The sequence below is a fragment of the Citrobacter sp. KTE151 genome (genome assembly GCF_000398845.1).
Classification (GTDB): domain Bacteria; phylum Pseudomonadota; class Gammaproteobacteria; order Enterobacterales; family Enterobacteriaceae; genus Citrobacter; species Citrobacter braakii.
In genome coordinates, this window is sequence record NZ_KB976063.1 from 943644 (window position 1) to 965248 (window position 21605).

At 51.2% G+C, this 21605-nt stretch carries 26 protein-coding genes and 1 riboswitch; of the genes, 14 read left to right on the forward strand and 12 right to left on the reverse strand.

The window, feature by feature from the left end; translation table 11 throughout:
- Positions 1–10: 10 nt before the first annotated feature.
- The 5 genes from WC7_RS16910 to WC7_RS16890 all read right to left on the reverse strand — a co-directional run bounded on the left by WC7_RS16910 (position 11) and on the right by WC7_RS16890 (position 4659).
- On the reverse strand, positions 11–451 hold the full coding sequence (locus WC7_RS16910; RefSeq protein ID WP_016152560.1) for a pseudoazurin: 441 nt from the start codon (positions 449–451) through the stop codon (positions 11–13).
- Positions 452–461: 10 nt separating this feature from the next.
- Positions 462–1277 carry an ABC transporter ATP-binding protein gene (locus tag WC7_RS16905; protein ID WP_016152561.1) on the reverse strand — a complete coding sequence of 272 codons (816 nt, stop codon included), beginning with the start codon at positions 1275–1277 and terminating at the stop codon, positions 462–464.
- Complete coding sequence (locus WC7_RS16900) at positions 1274–2341, reverse strand: FecCD family ABC transporter permease (protein ID WP_016152562.1); 1068 nt, start codon at positions 2339–2341, stop codon at positions 1274–1276. The genes WC7_RS16905 and WC7_RS16900 overlap by 4 nt, the downstream gene beginning before the upstream one ends.
- Positions 2342–2407: 66 nt before the next feature.
- Entirely contained in the window at positions 2408–3463 is a 1056-nt protein-coding gene (locus WC7_RS16895) for an ABC transporter substrate-binding protein (RefSeq protein ID WP_016152563.1), read from the reverse strand.
- A gap of 220 nt (positions 3464–3683) precedes the next feature.
- Positions 3684–3908: riboswitch (cobalamin riboswitch) on the reverse strand.
- 211 nt (positions 3909–4119) lie between these two features.
- Positions 4120–4659 carry a GNAT family N-acetyltransferase gene (locus WC7_RS16890; RefSeq protein ID WP_016152565.1) on the reverse strand — a complete coding sequence of 180 codons (540 nt, stop codon included), beginning with the start codon at positions 4657–4659 and terminating at the stop codon, positions 4120–4122.
- A gap of 319 nt (positions 4660–4978) precedes the next feature.
- Between WC7_RS16890 and deoD the strand changes: the two genes are divergently transcribed.
- The 3 genes from deoD to WC7_RS16875 all read left to right on the forward strand — a co-directional run bounded on the left by deoD (position 4979) and on the right by WC7_RS16875 (position 7811).
- Positions 4979–5686, forward strand: coding sequence for a purine-nucleoside phosphorylase (gene deoD, locus WC7_RS16885; RefSeq protein WP_016152566.1), 708 nt, complete (start codon positions 4979–4981; stop codon positions 5684–5686).
- A 38-nt stretch (positions 5687–5724) separates the two neighbouring features.
- Entirely contained in the window at positions 5725–6879 is a 1155-nt protein-coding gene (gene tsgA / locus WC7_RS16880; protein ID WP_016152567.1) for an MFS transporter TsgA, read from the forward strand.
- A gap of 95 nt (positions 6880–6974) precedes the next feature.
- The gene (locus tag WC7_RS16875) at positions 6975–7811 is read left to right on the forward strand and encodes an outer membrane protein OmpK (RefSeq protein ID WP_016152568.1); all 837 of its coding nucleotides are present in this window, start codon (positions 6975–6977) and stop codon (positions 7809–7811) included.
- A gap of 46 nt (positions 7812–7857) precedes the next feature.
- Here WC7_RS16875 and WC7_RS16870 read toward each other — a convergent pair whose 3' ends face one another.
- The 4 genes from WC7_RS16870 to dsbA all read right to left on the reverse strand — a co-directional run bounded on the left by WC7_RS16870 (position 7858) and on the right by dsbA (position 10709).
- Positions 7858–8544 (reverse strand): Crp/Fnr family transcriptional regulator, encoded by a 687-nt coding sequence (locus WC7_RS16870; protein WP_016152569.1) that lies wholly within the window; start codon positions 8542–8544, stop codon positions 7858–7860.
- 121 nt (positions 8545–8665) lie between these two features.
- Positions 8666–8959, reverse strand: a complete 294-nt coding sequence (gene cbpM, locus WC7_RS16865) for a chaperone modulator CbpM (RefSeq protein WP_016152570.1) — start codon at positions 8957–8959, stop codon at positions 8666–8668.
- Positions 8959–9879 carry a curved DNA-binding protein gene (cbpA, locus tag WC7_RS16860; RefSeq protein ID WP_016152571.1) on the reverse strand — a complete coding sequence of 307 codons (921 nt, stop codon included), beginning with the start codon at positions 9877–9879 and terminating at the stop codon, positions 8959–8961. The genes cbpM and cbpA overlap by 1 nt, the downstream gene beginning before the upstream one ends.
- Before the next feature lie 206 nt (positions 9880–10085).
- A complete protein-coding gene (gene dsbA / locus WC7_RS16855) occupies positions 10086–10709 on the reverse strand; it encodes a thiol:disulfide interchange protein DsbA (protein ID WP_016152572.1) in 624 nt (207 codons plus the stop codon).
- A 397-nt stretch (positions 10710–11106) separates the two neighbouring features.
- Between dsbA and WC7_RS16850 the strand changes: the two genes are divergently transcribed.
- The 8 genes from WC7_RS16850 to agp all read left to right on the forward strand — a co-directional run bounded on the left by WC7_RS16850 (position 11107) and on the right by agp (position 17985).
- Positions 11107–11511: a VOC family protein gene (locus tag WC7_RS16850; RefSeq protein ID WP_016152573.1), complete on the forward strand. Its 405-nt coding sequence runs from the start codon at positions 11107–11109 to the stop codon at positions 11509–11511.
- A gap of 70 nt (positions 11512–11581) precedes the next feature.
- A complete protein-coding gene (locus WC7_RS16845; protein WP_016152574.1) occupies positions 11582–11944 on the forward strand; it encodes a hypothetical protein in 363 nt (120 codons plus the stop codon).
- 48 nt (positions 11945–11992) lie between these two features.
- A complete protein-coding gene (locus tag WC7_RS16840; protein WP_016152575.1) occupies positions 11993–13873 on the forward strand; it encodes a protein-disulfide reductase DsbD family protein in 1881 nt (626 codons plus the stop codon).
- Complete coding sequence (locus WC7_RS16835; RefSeq protein WP_016152576.1) at positions 13870–14493, forward strand: DsbA family protein; 624 nt, start codon at positions 13870–13872, stop codon at positions 14491–14493. Before WC7_RS16840 ends, WC7_RS16835 begins: the two co-directional genes overlap by 4 nt.
- Positions 14483–14989: a protein disulfide oxidoreductase gene (locus tag WC7_RS16830; protein ID WP_016152577.1), complete on the forward strand. Its 507-nt coding sequence runs from the start codon at positions 14483–14485 to the stop codon at positions 14987–14989. Before WC7_RS16835 ends, WC7_RS16830 begins: the two co-directional genes overlap by 11 nt.
- A gap of 134 nt (positions 14990–15123) precedes the next feature.
- A complete protein-coding gene (locus tag WC7_RS16825) occupies positions 15124–15879 on the forward strand; it encodes a sulfite exporter TauE/SafE family protein (protein WP_016152578.1) in 756 nt (251 codons plus the stop codon).
- A 69-nt stretch (positions 15880–15948) separates the two neighbouring features.
- Complete coding sequence (locus tag WC7_RS16820) at positions 15949–16656, forward strand: ArsR/SmtB family transcription factor (RefSeq protein ID WP_016152579.1); 708 nt, start codon at positions 15949–15951, stop codon at positions 16654–16656.
- 87 nt (positions 16657–16743) lie between these two features.
- Positions 16744–17985 carry a bifunctional glucose-1-phosphatase/inositol phosphatase gene (gene agp, locus WC7_RS16815; RefSeq protein WP_016152580.1) on the forward strand — a complete coding sequence of 414 codons (1242 nt, stop codon included), beginning with the start codon at positions 16744–16746 and terminating at the stop codon, positions 17983–17985.
- Positions 17986–18023: 38 nt separating this feature from the next.
- On the opposite strand, the gene WC7_RS16810 is transcribed toward agp, so the two are convergent.
- Positions 18024–18251: a YccJ family protein gene (locus WC7_RS16810; RefSeq protein ID WP_016152581.1), complete on the reverse strand. Its 228-nt coding sequence runs from the start codon at positions 18249–18251 to the stop codon at positions 18024–18026.
- Between the two features lie 20 nt (positions 18252–18271).
- Positions 18272–18868: an NAD(P)H:quinone oxidoreductase gene (wrbA, locus tag WC7_RS16805; protein WP_003832057.1), complete on the reverse strand. Its 597-nt coding sequence runs from the start codon at positions 18866–18868 to the stop codon at positions 18272–18274.
- Between the two features lie 386 nt (positions 18869–19254).
- Here wrbA and WC7_RS16800 point away from each other — a divergent pair, with 386 nt between their 5' ends.
- The 3 genes from WC7_RS16800 (at position 19255) to rutR (ending at position 21205) form a co-directional block, all read left to right on the forward strand.
- Positions 19255–19428 carry a con-10 family general stress protein gene (locus WC7_RS16800; protein WP_003036022.1) on the forward strand — a complete coding sequence of 58 codons (174 nt, stop codon included), beginning with the start codon at positions 19255–19257 and terminating at the stop codon, positions 19426–19428.
- 165 nt (positions 19429–19593) lie between these two features.
- The gene (locus tag WC7_RS16795; protein WP_016152582.1) at positions 19594–20508 is read left to right on the forward strand and encodes a DMT family transporter; all 915 of its coding nucleotides are present in this window, start codon (positions 19594–19596) and stop codon (positions 20506–20508) included.
- A gap of 58 nt (positions 20509–20566) precedes the next feature.
- Positions 20567–21205, forward strand: coding sequence for an HTH-type transcriptional regulator RutR (gene rutR / locus WC7_RS16790; RefSeq protein WP_016152583.1), 639 nt, complete (start codon positions 20567–20569; stop codon positions 21203–21205).
- Here rutR and WC7_RS16785 read toward each other — a convergent pair.
- Positions 21202–21597: a lysozyme inhibitor LprI family protein gene (locus WC7_RS16785; protein ID WP_016152584.1), complete on the reverse strand. Its 396-nt coding sequence runs from the start codon at positions 21595–21597 to the stop codon at positions 21202–21204. The two genes, rutR and WC7_RS16785, sit on opposite strands and share 4 nt — an antisense overlap.
- Between the last annotated feature and the right edge of the window lie 8 nt (positions 21598–21605).

Sequence of the window (21605 nt, forward strand, 5' to 3'; positions counted from 1 at the left end):
GCATCGCGGATTAACGTTTGTCGATACGCGCGTAAATTTCCTGAAAGCGCTTATCAGCAATACCCGGTGCTTTGAATGCCCGATAGCTTGCTGGTAACTGGGCATCTCCAACCTTTATCAGCATCACCATGCCCTGAGCGTAATGCGGTGTACATTTGATGCCGTAAAATCCGGCATTGTCATAAGTTACTTCGATCTCTTCATCTATTTTTCCCATAAAACCGGGATAGTTAGCCGGAGACAATTCAGCGATTGAAGCCGCGTTGTGGCTCTTATGTTTACGGATAAACTTCACCGTATCCCCGGGCTGGATCTCCAGATAATCCGGCTCATAGACCATTGGTCCCGCAGACCCACGATTTTTCATCAAAACGTCGTGAGTTTGTGCGAAGGTTGAAGAGGCGAGGGCGAGTAAACATAAAACTTTCAGACTCTGTTTGAGATATTTCATCGATTCTTCCTTAAAATTCATCAGGTCTTTGATAACGGATAAAACAGTTTTCAGCGCCAGTTTCATGTTCAACAATGGCGTCGATACCAAACCAGGCATGGAGGTTTTCACGGGTAAACACGGCGCAAGGAGTCCCCTGCATCGCCATATGCCCGGATGTCATGACGATGATGCGATCGCAGAACATCGCGGCATGATTGAGGTCGTGCAGAGCGGCAATGACCGTGAGCTTTTCACGTTTAACCAGACTAAGCAGGCCAATCTGATGTTGAATGTCGAGATGGTTGGTGGGTTCATCCATCAGTAACAACTGCGGCTGCTGCGCCAGCGCCCGGGCGATATGCAGGCGCTGTTTTTCTCCCCCGGAAAAGGTATGCCAGCATCGGTGCTGTAATTCACGGAGATCGACCTTCTCCAGCATAGTTTGCACGATACCGTCATCTTTGGCGGACCAGGGCGAGAGCAGGCTAAGCCAGGGCGTGCGCCCCAGAGAAACGGCTTGTAAAGCGGTAAGACGCTCGCTGGTTTCTGCCTGTTGTTCGACCAACGCCACCCGCTGCGCAAGGTGACGCCGCGAATAATTCTGGAGCGCCTTTTGCTGCAGGGTGATACGCCCGGAAGTTGGCTTCAGCAAACCGGCCAGCAGTGAAATCAGTGACGTTTTGCCCGAGCCGTTGGGACCGATGATGCCGACAAACTCGCCGGGCGTTACGCTGAGTGAAATATCTTCAACAATCGTCTTACCTTTTACCTTCCAGTACAAATTACAGGCTTCAATAACGGCTTGCGCAGAGGTAACGAGTGGCTGTACGAGATTCACCGTCATTTGTTCTGGTTTCCTCTAATCAGAATGATTGAAAACGCAGGAGCGCCAACCAGAGCCGTGATCACGCCTATTGGGAGTACCTGACCGGGTAGTAACGTGCGGGAAATAACATCAGCGATAATGAGGAAAATAGCTCCGGTAAGCGCACTAACCGGCAGCAGTCGATGATGCTGGTTGCCGACCAGCAGACGAGCAGCATGAGGGATCACCAGACCGACAAAGCCGATCGCACCCACAATGGAGACCATAATCGCCGTCATGCCGGTGACGGCGGCAATCAGTACTGCACGGGTACGTTTTACCGGGATGCCCAGCGATGCCGCAGACTCCGCACCAAAGGAGAAAGCATCAAGATGGCGGGCATAACAGAAGCACAGCGCGATACCGACCAGAGCGGTAGGAATGGCTAAGACTACATCGGGCCAGCGTACACCGCTCAAATTGCCCAACAGCCAGAACATAATACCGCGTGCTTGCTCGGCGTTTGCTGAGCGGGTGATGATAAGCGATGTAATCGCATTGAAAAGCTGGGAGCTGGCGATCCCGGCAAGGATGATTTGGGTTGTTACACCCCCACCTTGTCTACCGCCAGCGGCCATCGCCAATAGCGCAACGAACAGAAATGCCGTCAGCGCACCAATGAAAGCGCCCAATGACATACTGATGATGCCAGCCCCAAGTCCAGTGAGAGCAATCAGCACCGCTCCGGTGGACGCTCCGGCAGAAATCCCCAGTAGATAGGGTTCGGCGAGCGCATTGCGTAGCAGCGACTGTAACACTACGCCGGAAACAGCCAGGCACGCGCCGCAACTGGCCGAGACCAGCGCTCGGGTCAGGCGGTAGTTCCAGACGATCCCTGCATCCAGCGCATCGACAGGATAGTGTGTATCAAAAAGATGATTTGCCAGCGTGCTGAGAACATGCTGCCAGGGGATAAGCGTTTCGCCGATGGAAATCCCCGCCAGCAGTACGCCACACATTAGCGCACTGACCCAAACGGCATGCCCACTGACTCTCACCGTAAGCTGACCAACAGCGCGACGCATCCTGCGTGAATCACTCATGATTATCTGCGTTCCTGAGTAACGGAGATGCGCTATACCGTGTGAGGATATAGCGCAAAACGTAGATTAATGAGCAGCCTGCGGATGTGCTAAGCCATATTCAACAAGGGCATCAGCCAGTTTTTCCACACCATCAATAGTTCTGATCCCGGCATTCATGGTCTGTACGTCAATGACCGGTAGATGGTTTTCCTTGACGGCAGGAACCAGTTTGGCGACAGGATCGGACTTGAGGTATTCCATCTTGACCTTCCAGTCATCTGCCGGGAAACGGCGACGGCTCATCTCTCCGAGCACAATGAGTGAAGGATTCGCTTTTGCGATGGTTTCCCAACCCACCGTTGGCCACTCTTCAGCAGAATCAATCACATTCTTCACTCCCAGCGTTTGGGCGATCCATGCCGCCGGACCAAACTTCCCGGCAACGTAAGGGTCAAGCTGGAGGTCGGCGCTTGAGAACCAGAACACGGCGGAAACATTCTCATCCATTCCGGTAATTTTGTTTTTCGCTGCGGCTTCACGTGCTTTAAGGCTGGCAATCAGCGCCTCGCCTTTATCCTGAACATCGAAGATTTTCGCCAGATCGGCGACTTCCTGATACACCATGGCAATATCAAACATGCCCTTACGGACACCATCACCACCATCTTCGTTATCTTTTGCACAGTCAGCTGGCGCGGTGTAAACGGGAATTTTCAGTTCACTAAACTGTTCGTAAGAGGCAACCGTGCCAGCTGGGCCGATTTGCCACTCAAACTGACTGGCGATCAGATCCGGTTTTTTCGCCACGATCCCTTCAAAGCTTGGAATATTTTGCGCGATAACGGCGACTTTTTCATTTGCTGTTTTATAAGCCTCCAGTACCGGGCCAAACCACAGCGAAGTACCCACGACGCGATCGGCCAGCCCCAGTGAATAGAGAATCTCGGTACTGTTCTGACCCACCGTCGCCACGCGCGTTGGTGCCTGATTGAAGGTAATATCGCGGCCACAGTTTTTAATCGTCAGAGGATATTCGGTTTTTGCTGCCTCGGAAAAACCGGAAGTAAGCAGGAGAGCAGTCGTGCCAAAAATAGCCAGAAGCGTTTTTTTAGAGAAGTAAAAGGTAGAATTAGCGTGCATTATCATCGTCCCGTTGATGCCAGAATCTTAAGGTCTGGTCATGGCTTATTTCATTCCATATATCGGGAGGAGACATGAAGATAGATGACATTGAATCGTGAAATTTAAGAATGAAGATATGCAAAAAATGCAAATAAGCTTTATTCAGCCAAAATCTTATTCATAAATACACTACCGCTTGCGTCAAATAATTCATCCCATGGACCATCCCGTCCACTCAATGGCATACACCTTTGACAGCAGGTCTCCTGACTCACGGTAATCAGAATATCGGCCTTCCCATAAAGATGAACTTTACAGTGACCTGTGGTTTATTAGCCACACAGGGATATTCTGCATCCGCCTACAGTTGCGGGGGCAGTTATGGAATTGAATTGAATAATTCTCACCATATTCCTATTCATATACAAAAATGTAATGAAATGCTGTCGAAAGCGACTCTAGCGGCAATTGTTAACAAGGTCAACCATAGAGGGTAAGAGATAAAAGGTAGTGGTGTAGAAAGAAATACCCATTTAATACAGTGAGTTATGATTTTGTTGGTTACTGCGATGTTGTAAATGAAAATAACAACAGGAAGCTAAATGAGAATTGGTTGATATTGATCAAATTACACGCATACTGAAATTTCTGTGTATGAAACATATTGATCACCATCAAAAGTTCCGCATATCAGCGCTTGACTCTTTTTTTTGTGTACTCTCCATATGTACCAATTGCCATTCATCCTGCATATCCATAATCACGTTAAAATTGTTACGCAACCAGAAATAATACCCTCCGGGTAAAAAATGATGTGTGTGGAGATACAAAGTCTTATATTGATGTTGCTGACAGAATACCTCAGCTAAAGCAAACAACTGACTTCCGATCCCCTGTCTGCGGTAGCGCTCATTTACGTAACAACGACAAATTTCCGCCGTTTCAGACAAGTTATAGCGACCACGTAGTTCAGTAATACGATCATCATATTGACATACCGCCAGTGTGGCGATTAATTCCTGGTTTTCACTCCACGCGCAAAGCAATGAATTCTTTTCCTGCAAGATATACTGTTGTTCGAGATCAAAGAGATCTTCTTCGGCAGAAGGCATGGCTCTACCGGCATTGAAGTATAAATTAAGATGCTCAACAAGAAACGACTGAACAGCAGGAATATCGGCGGGAGTCATCTCACTAAACCTAAATGGGATCATGGCAGCATAACTCAAATTTAGAACGGAAAATGATAATAACAATGAGACCACTTTAAAAACAATATTGACGCTGCAATGGATACTCGTGTCAACGCGGTGGTAACCAACGATTTGGGTGCAAATCTGTTCCTTTATTGCGCTGGCCCTCGCTTTTCTTTGCTGTGGAGGAGGCTCATTTTTCTTCTGTACCATCTGCCCGCAACATTAACTCTCAGAAATGAGAGGCCGATCCTCTGAGCAGGACTTTTGTCCTCAATCCTCTGCAAACCGCTGGTTACAATCCCTGCATATCTTCAATACCCATAATTCAGGAATTGTTATGACTGCACATATTAATGCCAAAGCGGGTGATTTTGCGCCAACCGTTATTATGCCGGGCGATCCGCTTCGCGCTAAGTTTATTGCCGAAAATTATCTAATGGATTACCGCGAAGTCACCAATGTACGCAATATGCTGGGCTATACCGGTCTTTATTTTGGGCAACCTGTTTCGGTGATGGGACATGGCATGGGTATTCCGTCAATGACGCTTTATGCTCATGAACTGGTACATGATTTCGGTGTACAGCGAATTATTCGTGTCGGCAGTCTGGGGGCAACACAACATCATGTCAAAATGCGAGATATTATTCTTGCCGTCGCCGCCGGAACGGATTCCGTCACAAATTTAAAACGTAGCGCGGGCTACACGATGGCGACATCTGCCCATTTCCCATTATTGCAGCAGGCGTGGGCACTGGCGCAGAAGGCCGGTATTGACGTTAAAGTCGGCAATGTCTTCAGTGGCGATCTTTACTACGATCCTGACGAAAATTTAATACCTGCACTGGAAAAGTTTGGTGTGCTGGGTGTGGATATGGAAGTGGCAGGGTTATACGCTTTAGCGCATCAGTTTAATATTGAAGCGTTGGCTATATTAACCGTATCCGATCATTGCCTGACAGGAGAGGAAACAACGGCGGAAGAACGGCAGTTAACCTTTAAAAATATGATAGAGCTGGCGCTAAATACAGCTGTTACGGCTTAGCATCAGCATTTAAATGAACCAATCAGAGATGGCATTATATGAAGAATAAAATAGCACTTACGCTGATTAGTTTTCTGGCAAATTTTATTATGGCAGGATTTGCCAGTCAGTTTGGCATGCTGATTGAACCGATTGCAGTACGCTACAGTGCCGATGTGAATACCGTCGCCTCGATATTTTCGTTGCTTAACGGTGGGGCGTTAGCCGGGACCATCGCCGCCTTTTTCCTGATTGAGAAAATCGGCGTTAAGCGTATGACGCTCATTATCTATTCGATAGTGTTCCTCTGCGCTCTGGCAATGCACTTAAGCCCAGGCTTATGGCCGGTGATGGTTGCCATGACCCTGGTGGGTTTCTGCGGCGGGATTGGTCTGTGCGTGGCGGGAACGATCGTGGTGTCGGTTTGGCAGGATCGCATTCAAAGTACGATGCTGGTGGTGCAGGACGCCACCTTTAACGTCGCGGGCGTAGTTTTCCCGCTGATTACCACCTTCGCCCTGACGCACAATATGTCGTGGAGTTACAGCTATCTGAGCGTAGGCATAGTGGCCTTACTCACGCTGGGCGTTGTGGCTCTCACCCGCTTTACCGCCTGTGAAACGGCCCCTGCAGCGGATAGCGCAGACCCGGTGAAATCCGAGTGGAATCCAGGGATTATCAGCGGAGGCATTGGCCTGTTCTTAGGTATGTTGGCGCTGTATACCTTCCTGACCTGGGCACCATTATTTGTGAAGAACAAATTTGGTATTCCCTTCGAAGAAGCAGGTAATATTATTACGCAATACTGGGGTGCTGCGCTGGTCGGCGCGTTAGTCTCAACCGTTATTGTTTCCCGCGTAAGGATACATTATTTTCTGCTTAGCATTATTTTGTTAGCTTGCGTTATTACCACCATCATTGTCACGAAGGAAAATATCTCCGGGCTTGATTATCTGGCCTATAGTTACGGGTTTGTCTGCGCAGCGCTGTATAACTCCTTTATTGCCTACGGGGTTTCTTTCGTGAAGCGCGCGAGTAGCCAGAACGTTTCTTATATTTTAATTAGCGGTAGTGCTGGCGCCATGTTTAGTCCGGCGATCAGTGCGCTAATGGAAAAAACTATGGGGTTGCAGAAAATCATGTACGCAATACCGGTGTTGTATTTAATTATCTTTATTATGTTGATGGGTACATTAAAACTCAAACGTAATTAAACACAGTAATAACGCTTACCTCTTTAATTAGATAGCCCGCCGTCACGCCATTTAACTGGTGGGGCGACACTCAACCTTGCTCAAAGGAATTGAAAATGCTGAAGAAAAATAAATCAATGATGAAAAAAACAGTTCTGGGTGCGGTAATTGCGATGTGCTGTACGCAAGCGCTTGCGGCTGATTATGCCGATGGCAACATCCGCAAAAATGATTTTAACTGGATGCAGATGAACTTAATGCAAAGTGTGGATGCGAAAGTGCCTTATGGTATTCGTAATGACACCTATCTTGAGCTGGAGTTTGGCGCACGATCCGGGATTATCGATCTGTATGGTTATGTGGATTTCTTTGATATTTTGGATCGCGAGCAGGACGATCGTCACGGGGGAGATAACTTCTTTGCCAAGATATCTCCACGTTTTTCCCTCGACGCCATTTTTAATAAAGATTTATCCGTAGGGCCATTTAACGAATTCTATATCGCAACGGTAAATAACATTGGTGACCGGGAATTATTTGAGCATTACGTTGGTCTCGGCACGGATGTTAAAGTGCCGTGGTTTGGTCTGGTGGGAATGAACATTTATGCGCACTATGTACGTGAAAATTACGGTGCGGATAACGAAGGCAAGTGGGATGGTTACATGTTCTCGACCAACTGGTCGACGCCGTTCTATACGTTCGCCAACGGCAGTTATTTGAACTATCAGGGTTACTTTGACTACCAGTTCGCCGCGAACAAGATTGCTAACCAGCCGTTATATAGCAATAACGCGATTGAATGGTATAACGGCATCTACTGGCATTCAGAGCATTATGCAGTAGGTTATGGCTTAAAATATTTCCGCAACATGGCATTGATGGAAAACCACGGTGGAGCAGGGCGTACCACCGGGCTGGGTCACTATTTCAACCTCACCTATAAGTTCTGATTGCGCTGAAATGACACACCAATGATCCGTTTGCCAGGTTGGTGTGTCAGTCAATGATGTCATTGCCGAGAAATTTACGCAGCCCATCCAGATCCTTAATCTCCAGTCCTTGCTTCGTGCGCGTTACCAGCCCGGCATCCGTCAGCGCTTTCACCGCCCGCCGATATACCCGGTCGGTGGTGCCGAATCGCTCAGCTTCCTGGTATTTTTTATGAAAACCATCCATTGGCTGCTTGTCCTGATGCTGGCGATACAGGTCATACGCTACGTTATGTACGATAGGGTAGAGCATCCGGTGCAGGAAGATTTCCAGCATATCCTGATAATCAACGGCCATTGCGCTGGCGAAAAATATCGCCAGTCTGGGGTGCTGGTTCAGCGCTTCCTCCAGACGGTCACAGTTGCATACCGCCACGGTCAGCGGTTCTTCGGCTACGATATCAAGCTGGCAACGATACCCGGTAAAAAACTCCATTTCGCCAAACAGTTGCTCATCACATTCCATTGCACCCAGTTGAAAACGGCGACCATTCTCCGCGCTATAACGCAGAGAAATTCTCCCTGACTGCACCATGATTAGTCGATCGACTACCTGTCCCTGGCGGTAAAGATAGTCATCTTCTTGGATAATCTGTGTTTCAGAGAGCAACTCCTGGAATATCTTCTCAATTAAGGCATCATCTTGCTGCCAGATATTGTGAAAACGACCTTTTGTGAGGGGCTTAAGCTGCATGGCTCAACGTCTTATTGTTTGAGATAATTCTTATCGCTGACTGTATGCCATCTGCTGCGCAATGTCATTAAGAGCGGGTTGCGGATAATAAAAGGGCCAGCACCATGCTGGCCTTGACACACTAAGGATGGCTGATAAAGCGAGACAATCGCTGGCGCAGCAGGCGGTTTTCCTGCCGCAGTTGAGCGTTCTCTTCCAGCAATGTCAGCGCAACGGCAATTCCCGGCCAGTCAAGTTCCAGCTCCTGACGCAGGCGTATCGCGCGACGCATGACGGTCAGCGCATGATCGTCAAAAGTCTCGTCTTCATGAGGTTCTATCACCCCTAAGCCGACAATCTCATGTAGCTCTTCTTCTGACACACCGGTGTACAGACAAAACTCGGTAATGGTAAAGGTGACGGTGACGTTAGCCATTATGCTTTCCCCCACTCTTTGCGCGGATCAAAGGTCTTTTGTGCATCCGCCAACTGCTGCCACAGGGCGGCGCTGGCGTCGTCAGGTTTCGGCGGCATGACGATTTTGATCACCGCATACAAATCGCCGGTATGTTTTTTACTTACCAGACCTTTGCCCTTAATGCGTAACCGCTGCCCGGCCTGGCTGCCCGCAGGAATGGTCAGCAGGATGCTCTCTTTTAACGTCGGAACGGTTACTTTCGCGCCCAGCGCGGCTTCCCACGGCGCCAGGGGAACGACCACTTCCAGATCCTGATTAACGATATCGAACAGCGGATGTGGCGCGATATGAATCACCAGCCACAAATCACCGTTTGGCCCGCCGTTTTCACCGGGGGTGCCCTGGCCTTTCAGACGAATACGCTGACCGTTACCGACGCCAGCCGGAATTTTCACATTCAACGTTTTAGGAATTTCACGTTCGACCATGCCGAACGCATTGTAAACCGGCAGGGTGTAACTGATCGTGCGGCTATGCTCAGTAAGCGTTTCTTCGAGGAATACGGCGACTTCAATTTCAATATCGTGCCCGCGGCTGGCATGACGCTGGCGAGACTGTTGCGCATGCTGACCAAAAATGGAGGAGAAGATATCGTCGAAATCTTCGGCGTTATAGCGTTGATTCTCTCCTTGTTGGAATTGACGGTTGAACTGTGGGTCGTTGCGGTGCTGCCACAACTGGTCGTACTCGGCGCGTCGCTGTTCATCACTCAGGACTTCCCAGGCTTCAGCAACCTCTTTAAACCGGGCCTCCGCGTCAGTCTCTTTGCTGACATCAGGATGATATTTACGGGCGAGTCGACGATAGGCGGTCTTGATTGTCTTGAGATCGTCTGTCGGTTTCACGCCCATAATGGCGTAATAATCCTTTAATTCCATAGCGTTCTCTCGTGTAAATCAACACTTGCAGAAGGTGAACCCTGACAACAGGTATCACCGCTAAGTTTAGGGTAATCCTGATAACGGAGAATGCCAACCGGGAAGGGAGGATATTGCTATAAACGATGCGGGCGTTGCACCACCAACAGCGCTTTTTAACGTTATGGCGTCTGTTGTGTGGTGCGAATAGTGAGATTAGCTAAACATCAGGATTTAGTGATCAGGAAGCGGACCGTATCAGCATAGTTTTGTACGAACGCGTTAAGGTCATCAGATTTCAGTCCTTTCGGATTGATCATATATTTACCGTTGATAAAAATGGCGGGCACCCCGGTTAAATCTACGGCTTTAGCCATTTCTTGCTGTTTGGCGGTTAGTGATTTTACGGCAAAACTATTCCATGCGGCATCATAATCACTGGCACTGACGCCCGCGCTGATAAATACGTTACGAATATCGTCCGCCGATTTAATGGTTTGTTTTTTCTGCACGGCATCAAAAAGCAACGGTTTGACTTTATCTTGCACGTTCAACAGCATGGCGACGGACCAGGCGTGCGTCATGTCTTGCCCCAGAGGGCCTAAAAAGTCGACGTGGTATTCGGTGAGTTTGACGTCAGCAGGCAAAACTTTTTTCACGTTATCAGTGAGTTCAAAAACTTCATCGTACTGATAGCAGGAAGGACAATAGAATGAGAAAAACTTCAGCGCTGCCGGGGCTGAAGCGACGGGTTTTTCCAGTGAGATAAACTCTTTGCCGTCGGTAAATGGTGCTGCCTGAGCGCTAACGGTAAAAAGTAACCCAATCAGGGGTAATAAATATTTTTTCATTTCCATATACTCTAAATAACATTCAATAAACAAATTTTCTGCGAATGAATATGCTCTTCATTGCGTCGGGCTATAATACGATAATCACCTAAAAATGCGCTGACCCTTACTTTCATTTACGCATCAATACGTAGCGGGACAGTATTTATGTACTGTTCTGCGAATATCCTTTGGTACTCTTCGTAAATAGTGAATGATCACTTCCGTGATATTTTCGTAATTACTTTGGCAATGTTATATTGTAATAAATAAAAACGGAAATATGATTAATTATCATTTGATTTATAAAACGTGAGCAGCAACGCGTTGCGCTATGTTCTGTCAACGCAGCCGTAAGATTTTCTTTTTCTTGTAGCGTTTGAATGAATAGGGTAAGTGTCAGTGATGAGCAACCAAAATGGATATCGCTATGATTGACCACCTGGATCATCTGGTATTGACCTCCAATAATGAAGAGGCATGCGTTCGTTTTTATGTCGAACTTTTAGGGATGAGGCTGGAAACCTTCGCGCAAGGGCGGAAAGCCTTCGTCTTTGGCAATCAGAAAATTAACCTCCACATTCGGGGAAAAGAGTTTGAACCCAAAGCTCACGCGCCAACGCCGGGGGCGCTGGATTTGTGTTTTATCACCACACGTGCGCTGGAAGAGGTGATTGCCACGTTTCAAACGCACGGGGTCGATATTGTTGAGGGACCGGTTGCACGAACCGGTGCGATGGGACCGATTCGCTCGGTTTATGTCAGAGATCCCGATCTCAATCTGATTGAAATCGCGGTATATCCTGCTGATGACAGGACATAACTTTACAGCGCAAAGGTTGCCAAAACCTGGTGAGTGGTTAAGATAACTCGCATCAATCAGTGAGGGTATAATGGCGAAACGTCAACGGATGGGATGGTGGTTCCTCTGTCTGGCATGTGTTGTGGTGATGGTTTGCACCGCACAACGCATGGCGGGCCTGCACGCGTTGCAGATGGACACCGTTGCCACAAGCGTGGTCGTAAGCGCACAAGCGCAGACCGATGAGGCCTCGTCCGTTACCCCTTGTGAACTGAGCGCGAAATCATTACTGGCGGCGCCCCCGGTACTGTTCGAAGGCGCTATTCTGGTGCTGTGTCTGCTGCTGTCGCTGCTGGCGCCAGTGCGGGCGTTTCGTCTGCCTTTTTTCCCACCGCGAGCCATCTCGCCGCCCACGCTAAGGGTACATCTGCGATTTTGCGTCTTCCGTGAATGACAGAACAGCCGTTGCTGACTGTTAGATAATTATTCACGGAGAAAATATATGATGACTGTTTTCAGGCAGGCGCTGCTCTGTCTGTTATTGCTATGGCTGCCCGTATCCTGGGCGGCTGAACCCGGCTGGCTGCGTTCACCCGATAACGATCACGCCAGCGTACGGTTACGCGCTGATACGTCCTCAGGCGGCGAAACTCGTCTGTTGCTGGATGTTAAACTGGAGGACGGCTGGAAAACCTACTGGCGTTCGCCGGGCGAGGGAGGCGTCGCGCCATCTATCGCCTGGCAAGGGGAAATACCTGCGGTCGACTGGTTCTGGCCAACCCCTGCACGCTTTGAGGTCGCTAATATCACGACCCAGGGCTATCACGATAATGTGACGTTCCCGATGGTTGTGCGCGGCAGATCGCCCGCCACGCTTAGCGGTGTTTTGACGCTATCCACCTGTAGCAACGTTTGCCTGTTGACGGATTTTCCTTTTTCCGTGACCTCCACGACCCAGGACCCGACTTTTGCGCATGACTATGCGCAGGCAATGGGGCAGATCCCGCTTGCCAGCGGCCTGACCGATACTTTGCGCGCTGGCGCACGGGCCGGCGAGCTGGTCGTCGAGGCTCACCGCGCGGGAGGCTGGACTGCGCCTGGGCTGTATCTGGACGCCGTTGATGATGCTGATTTTGGCATGCCGCAAATTCACGTCGCAGGTGAGACGTTACGCGCCACGGTACCCGTTCATGACGGTTGGGGGGAAGGCGCGCCGGATTTACGCGGTAAGTCGGTCACGCTGGTGCTGGCAGATAACGGTGTTGCCCAGGAAAGTCGTCTTGCGATTGGCGAAGCCCCGGTTATTGAGAACGCCTCACTCCCATTGTGGCAGGTGGTGCTAATGGCGCTGCTGGGCGGTTTAATCCTCAACCTGATGCCCTGTGTGTTACCGGTTCTCGGCATGAAACTGGGCTCTATTTTGCTGGTTGAGGAAAAAAGCCGTCGCCAGATCCGCCGTCAATTCCTCGCATCGGTAGCCGGGATCCTGGTCTCCTTTATGGCCCTGGCGCTATTGATGACAGTGCTACGTTTAACCAATCAGGCGCTGGGCTGGGGGATCCAGTTTCAGAACCCGTGGTTCATTGGCGTCATGGTCGTGGTGATGCTGACATTCAGCGCCAGCCTGTTCGGGTGGTTTGAATTCCGCCTGCCTTCGGCGATGACCACCACGCTGGCGACTCGCGGTGGCAACGGCTTGTCGGGACATTTCTGGCAAGGCGCATTTGCGACCCTGCTCGCCACGCCGTGCAGCGCCCCGTTTCTGGGAACGGCGGTAGCGGTGGCATTGACCGCTTCGCTGCCAACGTTGTGGGGACTGTTTATCGCACTCGGCCTGGGGATGAGCTTGCCGTGGCTGCTGGTGGCTCTGCGTCCCGGTCTGGCGCTGCGTTTGCCGCGTCCGGGACGCTGGATGAATATTTTGCGGCGTCTTCTCGGTGTCATGATGCTGGGTTCGGCTATCTGGCTTGCGACGTTGCTGCTCCCACATTTAGGGCTGGCCGGACACGCTAGCGCTAAAGAAAGCGTGAACTGGCAACCGCTTAGCGAGCAGGCGATTGAGGATGCACTGGCGCAAAATAAGCGAGTGTTCATTGACGTCACTGCCGACTGGTGCATCACTTGTAAGGTGAACAAATACAACGTGTTGCATAAAGATGACGTACAGGCCGCTTTGCAACAGCCGGATGTAGTGGCGCTGCGCGGCGACTGGACGCTCCCTTCTGAAGCCATCACCGAATTTCTGAAAAAACGCGGCCAGGTTGCTGTGCCGTATAACCAAATTTATGGCCCCGGTCTGCCGGAAGGCCAGGCGTTACCAACGTTGTTGACCCGCGATGCGGTATTGCAAACGTTGACCGATGCCAAAGGAGTAACCCCATGAAAATAATGATTGTTCTGCTGTTAACCCTGTTTTCTGCCGTCAGCGTAGCGAAAGAGCCTGCACCGTTTACACCGGAACAGGAAAAGCAAATTGAAGCATTAATCCAGGAGGCCCTGTTTAACGATCCCAACAGCCCGCGGATTGGTGCGAAGCAGGCGAAACTGACCCTGATAAACTTCACCGATTACAACTGCCCGTACTGCAAGCAACTGGATCCCATGCTGGAAAAAATTGTGCAGAAATATCCTGACGTGGCGGTAGTGATTAAACCGCTGCCGTTTAAAGGGGAAAGTTCGGAACTGGCAGCGCGGACCGTGCTGACCACCTGGCTTGAGCATCCGCAGCAGTTTCTGGCGCTACATGAAAAACTGATGCAGAAAAAGGGTTACCATACCGATGTCAGTATCAAACAGGCGCAGGAAAAATCGGGAGCCAGTCCGGTGACGCTGGGTGCCCAAAGCGCTGAAACGCTAAGCACTAACCTGCAACTGGCGCGACTGGTGGGCGTGCAGGGCACCCCCGCAACGATTATTGGTGATGAGCTTATTCCCGGTGCGGTGCCGTGGGAAACCCTTGAGGAAGTGGTCAAAGAAAAGCTGGCGGCGGCCAATGCTCAGTAAACTGCGCCGCTGGCTGCGCGAAGGGCTGATCTTACTGGCGCTGTTGGCAGGGGCGATGCTGCTGATGGATGTCTGGCGCGCGCCGCAGCTCCCTGGCTCTTTTGACAGCACGCCTTTGCAAACGCTGGATGGTGAAACCGTCACGCTGGCGGCGCTCAGCAAAGACGAGCCGGTGCTGCTTTATTTCTGGGCGAGCTGGTGCGGCGTTTGCCGCTTCACGACGCCGGAAGTCGCCAGGCTGCGTTCGGAAGGGGAAAACGTGATGACCATTGCGTTACGCTCCGGCAGTGAAGCTGAGGTGTCTCGTTGGCTGTCGCGTAAAGGCGTGGACTTTCCGGTCATCAATGATGCGAACGGGGCAATTTCCCGCAGTTGGGCGATTAGCGTCACGCCCACGCTGGTGGTAGTGTCACAAGGTCGGGTGGTGTCAACAACCAGCGGCTGGACCAGCTACTGGGGCATGAAGCTGCGGCTGTGGTGGGCCAAAACGTTCTGATAATGTGCCGGGGAAACCCGGCATTTTTTATATTATTACCCGTAAGCGGGAAGACATATTTCGTTGCCTGGCGAAGCGAGCGCCGCGATTAACGTCCAGAATGGGTCATCTTCTCTTTTTCAGGAAAGTGCAACATGACGAGTTCGTTAGCGTTTGGGCCCGCTCTGGTGATGATGATTGCCGCCACGTTTGTCCTCGCCGGGATGGTAAAAGGCGTCACTGGTATGGGATTGCCCACCGTGGCTATGGGGATCCTCGGATCGCTTATTTCGCCGGTTGCGGCGGCGGCCATGCTGCTGTTGCCTTCGCTGATTAGCAATCTGTTTCAGTTTGGCGGTGGCGGAAATACGCGTCAATTAGTCAAACGACTGTGGCCAATGTTATTGACGGTGGTGGTGGCGACACTGCTTGCCAGCGCCTGGATTACCGGCGGCGACACCACCCGTACCCAGTTTGCGCTCGGCGTGGCGCTGGTGGCTTACGCTATCTGGACGCTGGCCGGAAAGAAAATCGCAGTGGCTCCGCAGCATGAAAAACCGTACTCCCTCGTCATAGGATTTGTTACTGGCTTATTGACTGGTGGAACCGGTGTATTTGTGATGCCCGCCGTGCCCTGGATCCAGTCATTGGGTTTTGAGAAAGATGATCTGGTTCAGGCGCTCGGGATCTCTTTTACGTTTTCGACATTGGCTTTGGCGCTTGGTCTGTGGTGGCACAACGCGCTGCCCGTACAGTCGTTGAGCTTATCGGCTTTGGCCATTGTTCCTGCGCTGATTGGTCAGTGGTTAGGAACCCGTGTACGACGGGTTATTTCTCCGCTCGTGTTTAAACGCTGTTTTCTGTTTTGTTTGGTCGGGTTGGGTATCGAGATGATGCTGCGTGCGGTATGACCTGTGCGGTGACTTTAGAACGCATTCATGGCATCGTTAATTCAGACATTCAGGGTCAAAGAGGTCGCTATGGCATCAGTGATGTTAAGTGAGGAAGAGGGCGCTCTGGAGTCGCGAATGGCGCTCACCGCGGCGGCGATGGCCGATAAATCGCGCTCGCGAATGTTGTGCGCCCTGATGGATGGCCGCGCCTGGACCGCGACCGAACTCAGCGCAGTGGCGGATGTATCAGCGTCAACCGCCAGTGCGCATCTGGCGCGTCTGTGCGAACAACGTTTTGTTGTGGCGCTCGCGCAGGGCAGACATCGTTATTTTCGCCTTGCAGGCTCCGATATCGCTGAACTGCTGGAGCGCCTGATGGGCGTGGCGTGGGCTACATCTACGCCACGAAAGATCACGACGCCGCCAGGCTTACGACATGCCCGAACCTGCTACGATCATCTCGCTGGCGAGGTGGCGGTGAGGCTGTTCGATACGCTGGTTTCCCGTCAATGGTTAACGCCGGATGGTGAAACGCTGACGTCTCTTGGGCAGGAAAAACTGGCACAAATGGGGATTGTCCTGGCTGCGAGCGCATCGCGGCGGAAATTAACCTGCGGTTGTCTGGACTGGAGTGAACGACGGTACCATCCCGGCGGCGTGCTTGGCGCATCGCTGCTACGCTGGCTGATTGAAAAACGATGGATAAAAACGGAGCTGAGTGGTCGCCGCGTCACCTTCACCCCGCTTGGCATTCGCAAATTAGAAACCGAGTTCGGTATTAAAACGACACCGTAGATGGTGCGTTTTGCGAAAGCGTTCCGGGAAATATGTCATATTTCTGTCACACTCTGTTGTGATTGATAACAACAAGAGGTCGTAGGGATGAATAAATCGTTAATCGCCGCAGCCGTGGCAGGGGCTGTATTAGTGTCAACCGCCGCGCAGGCGCAGACCGCGCCGGAAGGCTATCAGCTTCAGCAAGTATTGATGATGAGTCGGCATAACTTACGCGCACCTTTAGCCAATAATGGCAGTGTTCTTGAGCAGTCCACCCCCAAACAATGGCCAGAATGGGATGTCCCCGGCGGACAACTGACCACCAAAGGCGGCGTGCTGGAAATCTATATGGGCCACTATATGCGAGAGTGGCTGGCAGAGCAGGGGATGGTGAAATCGGGCGAATGTCCGGCGCCGGGTACGGTCTATACCTATGCTAACAGCCTGCAGCGTACGGTCGCGACGGCGCAGTTCTTTGTCACCGGTGCTTTCCCGGGTTGCGACGTCCCGGTCCATCATCAGGAAAAAATGGGCACCATGGATCCCACCTTTAACCCGGTGATCACCGATGATTCCGCCGCCTTCAGCCAGCAGGCGGTTCAGGCAATGGAGAAAGAGCATAGCCAAATGCAGCTCAACGACAGCTATCAGTTGCTTGAGCAAATGACCGACTACAAAGACTCTCCGTCCTGCAAAGAAAAACAGCAGTGTTCCCTGACCGATGCTAAAGATACGTTTAGCGCGAAATATCAGCAGGAGCCTGGGGTTTCGGGGCCGCTGAAGGTCGGGAATTCGCTGGTTGATGCCTTCACGCTGCAATATTACGAAGGCTTCCCGATGGATAAGGTTGCCTGGGGCGAGATTAAATCCGATCAACAGTGGAAGGTTCTGTCGAAGCTGAAAAATGGCTATCAGGACAGCCTGTTCACCTCCCCGGAAGTGGCGCAGAACGTCGCCAAACCGCTGGTGAAGTATATTGATAATGCGCTGGTTACTGAACGCGTAAAAGCGCCAAAAATAACCGTGCTGGTGGGGCATGACTCAAACATCGCATCGCTGCTCACCGCGCTGGATTTCAAACCGTACCAGCTTCACGATCAGAACGAGCGTACGCCGATTGGCGGGAAGATTGTCTTCCAGCGCTGGCATGACAGCAACGCGAATCGTGAGCTGATGAAAATCGAGTACGTGTATCAGAGCTCGCAGCAGTTGCGTAATGCTGACGTTCTGACCCTGAAATCCCCGGCGCAGCGTGTAACGCTGGAGCTGAAAGGGTGTCCGATTGATGCGGATGGTTTTTGCCCGATAGATAAGTTCGACAGCGTGTTGAATGAGGCGGCTAAGTAAAAGAAAAACTCCCCCGTGTTCGCGGGGGAGTCTGAGCGCTAGACGTTTTTGCGTTCGATAGTCTGTTCACCCCAAAAGAGCGAATCTTTGTCTGTTTTCTTAAAGGCTTTGATGAGCACCTCGTCGCTACCTTCTTCCCAAATTTTTTCCGCCAGTTTCTCGTCATAATGCGCGACTTCAAAAATGGCTTCGGCTATTTCCGGCGATGTATTGCGCAGACTTGCCCATTCGCCGACGCGATGGGCTTTCGCTTCTTGAGTTGGCATTCGAATCCTCCTGTTGAAGATTAGCCGTTGAGTTTTACTGCCAGACCTGCGACATATTCACCCTGATAGCGGGCGATAGATAATTCTTCCTGACTTGGCTGGCGAGAGCCGTCGCCTCCGGCGATGGTGGTTGCGCCGTAAGGGGTACCGCCGCGAACTTGAGAAACATCAAACAGCTCTTGCGCCGCGTAACCGATAGGCACAATCACCATCCCATGGTGAGCAAGCGTAGTCCAGGTTGATGTAATGGTTTGTTCCTGACCGCCGCCGGTTCCTGTCGAGCTGAATACGCTGGCGAGTTTGCCGTACAGGCCGCCTGAAGCCCACAGCCCGCCAGTCTGGTCGAGGAAGGTGCGCATCTGACCGGACATATTGCCAAAGCGTGTGGGGGTACCAAAAATAATGGCATCGTAATCTGCCAGTTCTTGCGGGGTTGCGACTGGTGCGTTTTGTGTTTTGCCGCCAGCTTTGAGGAAAATCTCCGGCTGCATGGTCTCTGGTACGCGCTTAATAATCACTTCCGCGCCATCTACCTTATTTGCGCCTTCTGCGACTGCATGGGCCATAGTTTCAATGTGTCCGTACATGGAATAATAAAGCACCAGAACTTTTGCCATTTTACACTACTCCTCGAGTTAACCGTGTCCGTAGCGACTCGCTACCTACCTTTAAAGATATGACGTACTGTCAGGAGTGCAAATTTCACAATCACTTCTTTGATTTATAACAATTTTTATAACAACTTCTCTTGTTGCAAAATGATACATATTTAACCGGGTGGAATTTGGTAGTCATAAGAAAGACTTATTGATTTCTCGCTGTGATTATTTCTCTATCACCGCCAATCCTGTTGCAGGATATTACAGTTAGCGGCTGCTCAGGCCACGCTTCACTATGCTTAATCCCACGCAGTTATTTTCAGGGTATCGCCCGTAACGCTGCGTGAGGTATCACTCCTCAGTACCTATGCAATATGATGTCTAATCAATGACGGAGGTCAGTAATGGCAAACCATCGAGGCGGTTCCGGCAACTTTGCGGAAGATCGCGAAAGAGCATCAGAAGCAGGTCGAAAAGGTGGCCAGCACAGCGGGGGCAACTTTAAGAATGACCCGCAACGCGCTTCAGAGGCAGGCAAAAAAGGGGGCAAAAATAGCCACGGCAACAACAAATCGTAATTGCCGGGCTAGCTGTCAGATATGCCGTGACGGCTGAGGATCAGAGTCAGACGTTACGTAGCCACCCACCGCCGCCGGTTTCTTCCGGCGGTTTTTTTTGTCTGCAAGGTTGAACTGTAACAAAACGCAACGCAGACTAACGACATTCAGTTAATCGGGTGTCTCATGTCATTACTTTCTCGTTATTCCTTCTCTGTTAAACCTCAGGAAGCGATCCTCATTGTGATCACTATGTTCTGGGGTGGCACGTTTTTGGCAGTGCAATATGCCGTTACCCTGAGCGGACCTTTTTTCTTTGTCGGCGTGCGTTTTGCCACCGCTGCGCTGGCGGTCGCGCTTTTGTCACTACGCACATTGCATAAACTGACGTGGCTGGAAGTCAAGGCAGGCGTTGCGATCGGTATCGCAATTGCGTTGGGCTATAGTCTGCAAACCTGGGGACTACAGTTTATTCCCAGCAGTAAATCGGCGTTTATTACCGCGATGTATGTGCCGTTGGTCCCGCTTTTACAATGGCTGTGTCTGGGGCGTATGCCCGGCCTGATGCCGTGTGTCGGCATTGTGCTGGCCTTTATCGGGTTGATTTTTCTCGCCGGACAGGGAGGCAATTTGCTGGCTTTAGGTGAAGGAGAGTGGATCACACTCGCCGGCGCGGTGGCGATTGCGGCAGAAATTATCCTGATTAGCGCGTGGGCGGGAAAAGTGGATGTGCGGCGGGTAACGGTGGTACAACTGGCAACCGCTTCGATAGTGGCATTTATTGCGATGGGACCGGCCGGAGAGACCGTACCACCGATGTCTACGGGATTGCTGGTGGTGGCGCTGGGATTGGGGATTTTCAGTGCGATTATTCAGGTCACTATGAACTGGGCACAGCGCAGCGTTTCGCCGACGCGCGCGACGGTCATTTATACCGGTGAGCCGGTGTGGGCGGGGATCTTTGGTCGCCTGGCGGGGGAACGCTTACCGCTACTGGCTTTGCTCGGCGCAGCATTCATTATTGTTGGCGTGCTGGTCAGCGAACTGAAGTTCAAAAAGAAAAAAGGGGGAGTGCAAGAGGCACCGCCGGAGTCGCTTTAATTTAACCATTCACCGCGTGATTTGGTATGCTGACGCCCTCACAAGAAGGAGAGGGCGCATGGTCCAACGCGCAGAGAAAAAAACAGGTAAGCGCTCGCAGGCCGTCAGTGCAAAACGCCAGGCCATATTAACCGCGGCATTAAATATCTTCTCCCAATATGGGATCCACGGCACGCGTCTCGAACAGGTCGCTGAGCAGGCGGGTGTGTCAAAAACGAATCTGCTTTATTACTACCCGTCAAAAGAGGTGCTCTATATTGCCGTTTTGCGGCAAATCCTCGACGTCTGGCTGGCTCCGTTGAAGGCTTTTCGCGAAGACTTTGCGCCGCTGGTGGCCATTAAAGAATACATTCGCCTTAAGCTGGAAGTGTCGCGCGATTACCCTCAGGCTTCACGGCTGTTTTGTATGGAGATGCTGGCAGGTGCGCCTTTATTGATGGCTGAATTAACGGGCGATCTCAAAACGCTAATTGATGAGAAATCGGCGCTGATTGCCGGTTGGATCAAAAGTGGGAAACTGGCTCCGGTCGATCCGCATCATCTGATTTTTATGATTTGGGCTTCAACCCAGCACTACGCCGACTTTGCCCCACAGGTAGAGGCGGTAACGGGCGCAACGCTGCGTGATGAAGCCTTTTTTAACCAAACGGTGGAGAGCGTGCAGCGGATGATTATTGAAGGGATCCGCGTGCGTTAACTGGCAGGCGGTAACGGACAGCTTAAATCGCCCTCTTCGCACTGTAAGAGTGAGGCGAGAAACGCTTCACGCTCGTTGGTTTTATCCGTCAGACACTGGCTGGAAATCATCGCCTGGACGCTACCGCCTTCGGTGCCGGAACTGATTAACGCGCAGTCCGCATCGCGCAGGGTTATCCATGAGATTTGCGCTTTTTTCAGTAAATCGCGCTGGGTTGGGGCGGCGCGCTTAAGCGCATTCTGATAAGTGTCATTAAGTTTGGTGTCGGCCGCCTTAAACTGCTCTGCCGCACAGGTGTTCATCTCAATCTGAGTGTTCGCGTTGGCGCAGTCATCCGCCAGCGCCTGGCCGCTCAACAGCAGCGCTGCACATGTCAGTACGATTCGTTTCATGCTTCCCT

Coding starts and splice junctions, on each gene's coding strand:
- WC7_RS16845 (WP_016152574.1), top strand. CDS start 11,582: ATGGCGAAACGTCAACGGATGGGATGGTGGTTCCTCTGTCTGGCATGT.
- deoD (WP_016152566.1), top strand. CDS start 4,979: ATGACTGCACATATTAATGCCAAAGCGGGTGATTTTGCGCCAACCGTT.
- WC7_RS16795 (WP_016152582.1), top strand. CDS start 19,594: ATGTCATTACTTTCTCGTTATTCCTTCTCTGTTAAACCTCAGGAAGCG.
- WC7_RS16825 (WP_016152578.1), top strand. CDS start 15,124: ATGACGAGTTCGTTAGCGTTTGGGCCCGCTCTGGTGATGATGATTGCC.
- WC7_RS16840 (WP_016152575.1), top strand. CDS start 11,993: ATGATGACTGTTTTCAGGCAGGCGCTGCTCTGTCTGTTATTGCTATGG.
- WC7_RS16870 (WP_016152569.1), bottom strand. CDS start 8,544: ATGCAGCTTAAGCCCCTCACAAAAGGTCGTTTTCACAATATCTGGCAG.
- WC7_RS16890 (WP_016152565.1), bottom strand. CDS start 4,659: ATGATCCCATTTAGGTTTAGTGAGATGACTCCCGCCGATATTCCTGCT.
- WC7_RS16910 (WP_016152560.1), bottom strand. CDS start 451: ATGAAATATCTCAAACAGAGTCTGAAAGTTTTATGTTTACTCGCCCTC.
- WC7_RS16895 (WP_016152563.1), bottom strand. CDS start 3,463: ATGCACGCTAATTCTACCTTTTACTTCTCTAAAAAAACGCTTCTGGCT.
- WC7_RS16850 (WP_016152573.1), top strand. CDS start 11,107: ATGGATATCGCTATGATTGACCACCTGGATCATCTGGTATTGACCTCC.
- cbpA (WP_016152571.1), bottom strand. CDS start 9,879: ATGGAATTAAAGGATTATTACGCCATTATGGGCGTGAAACCGACAGAC.
- agp (WP_016152580.1), top strand. CDS start 16,744: ATGAATAAATCGTTAATCGCCGCAGCCGTGGCAGGGGCTGTATTAGTG.
- WC7_RS16835 (WP_016152576.1), top strand. CDS start 13,870: ATGAAAATAATGATTGTTCTGCTGTTAACCCTGTTTTCTGCCGTCAGC.
- WC7_RS16810 (WP_016152581.1), bottom strand. CDS start 18,251: ATGCCAACTCAAGAAGCGAAAGCCCATCGCGTCGGCGAATGGGCAAGT.
- WC7_RS16905 (WP_016152561.1), bottom strand. CDS start 1,277: ATGACGGTGAATCTCGTACAGCCACTCGTTACCTCTGCGCAAGCCGTT.
- WC7_RS16800 (WP_003036022.1), top strand. CDS start 19,255: ATGGCAAACCATCGAGGCGGTTCCGGCAACTTTGCGGAAGATCGCGAA.
- dsbA (WP_016152572.1), bottom strand. CDS start 10,709: ATGAAAAAATATTTATTACCCCTGATTGGGTTACTTTTTACCGTTAGC.
- rutR (WP_016152583.1), top strand. CDS start 20,567: ATGGTCCAACGCGCAGAGAAAAAAACAGGTAAGCGCTCGCAGGCCGTC.
- WC7_RS16830 (WP_016152577.1), top strand. CDS start 14,483: ATGCTCAGTAAACTGCGCCGCTGGCTGCGCGAAGGGCTGATCTTACTG.
- cbpM (WP_016152570.1), bottom strand. CDS start 8,959: ATGGCTAACGTCACCGTCACCTTTACCATTACCGAGTTTTGTCTGTAC.
- WC7_RS16785 (WP_016152584.1), bottom strand. CDS start 21,597: ATGAAACGAATCGTACTGACATGTGCAGCGCTGCTGTTGAGCGGCCAG.
- tsgA (WP_016152567.1), top strand. CDS start 5,725: ATGAAGAATAAAATAGCACTTACGCTGATTAGTTTTCTGGCAAATTTT.
- WC7_RS16900 (WP_016152562.1), bottom strand. CDS start 2,341: ATGAGTGATTCACGCAGGATGCGTCGCGCTGTTGGTCAGCTTACGGTG.
- WC7_RS16875 (WP_016152568.1), top strand. CDS start 6,975: ATGCTGAAGAAAAATAAATCAATGATGAAAAAAACAGTTCTGGGTGCG.
- WC7_RS16820 (WP_016152579.1), top strand. CDS start 15,949: ATGGCATCAGTGATGTTAAGTGAGGAAGAGGGCGCTCTGGAGTCGCGA.
- wrbA (WP_003832057.1), bottom strand. CDS start 18,868: ATGGCAAAAGTTCTGGTGCTTTATTATTCCATGTACGGACACATTGAA.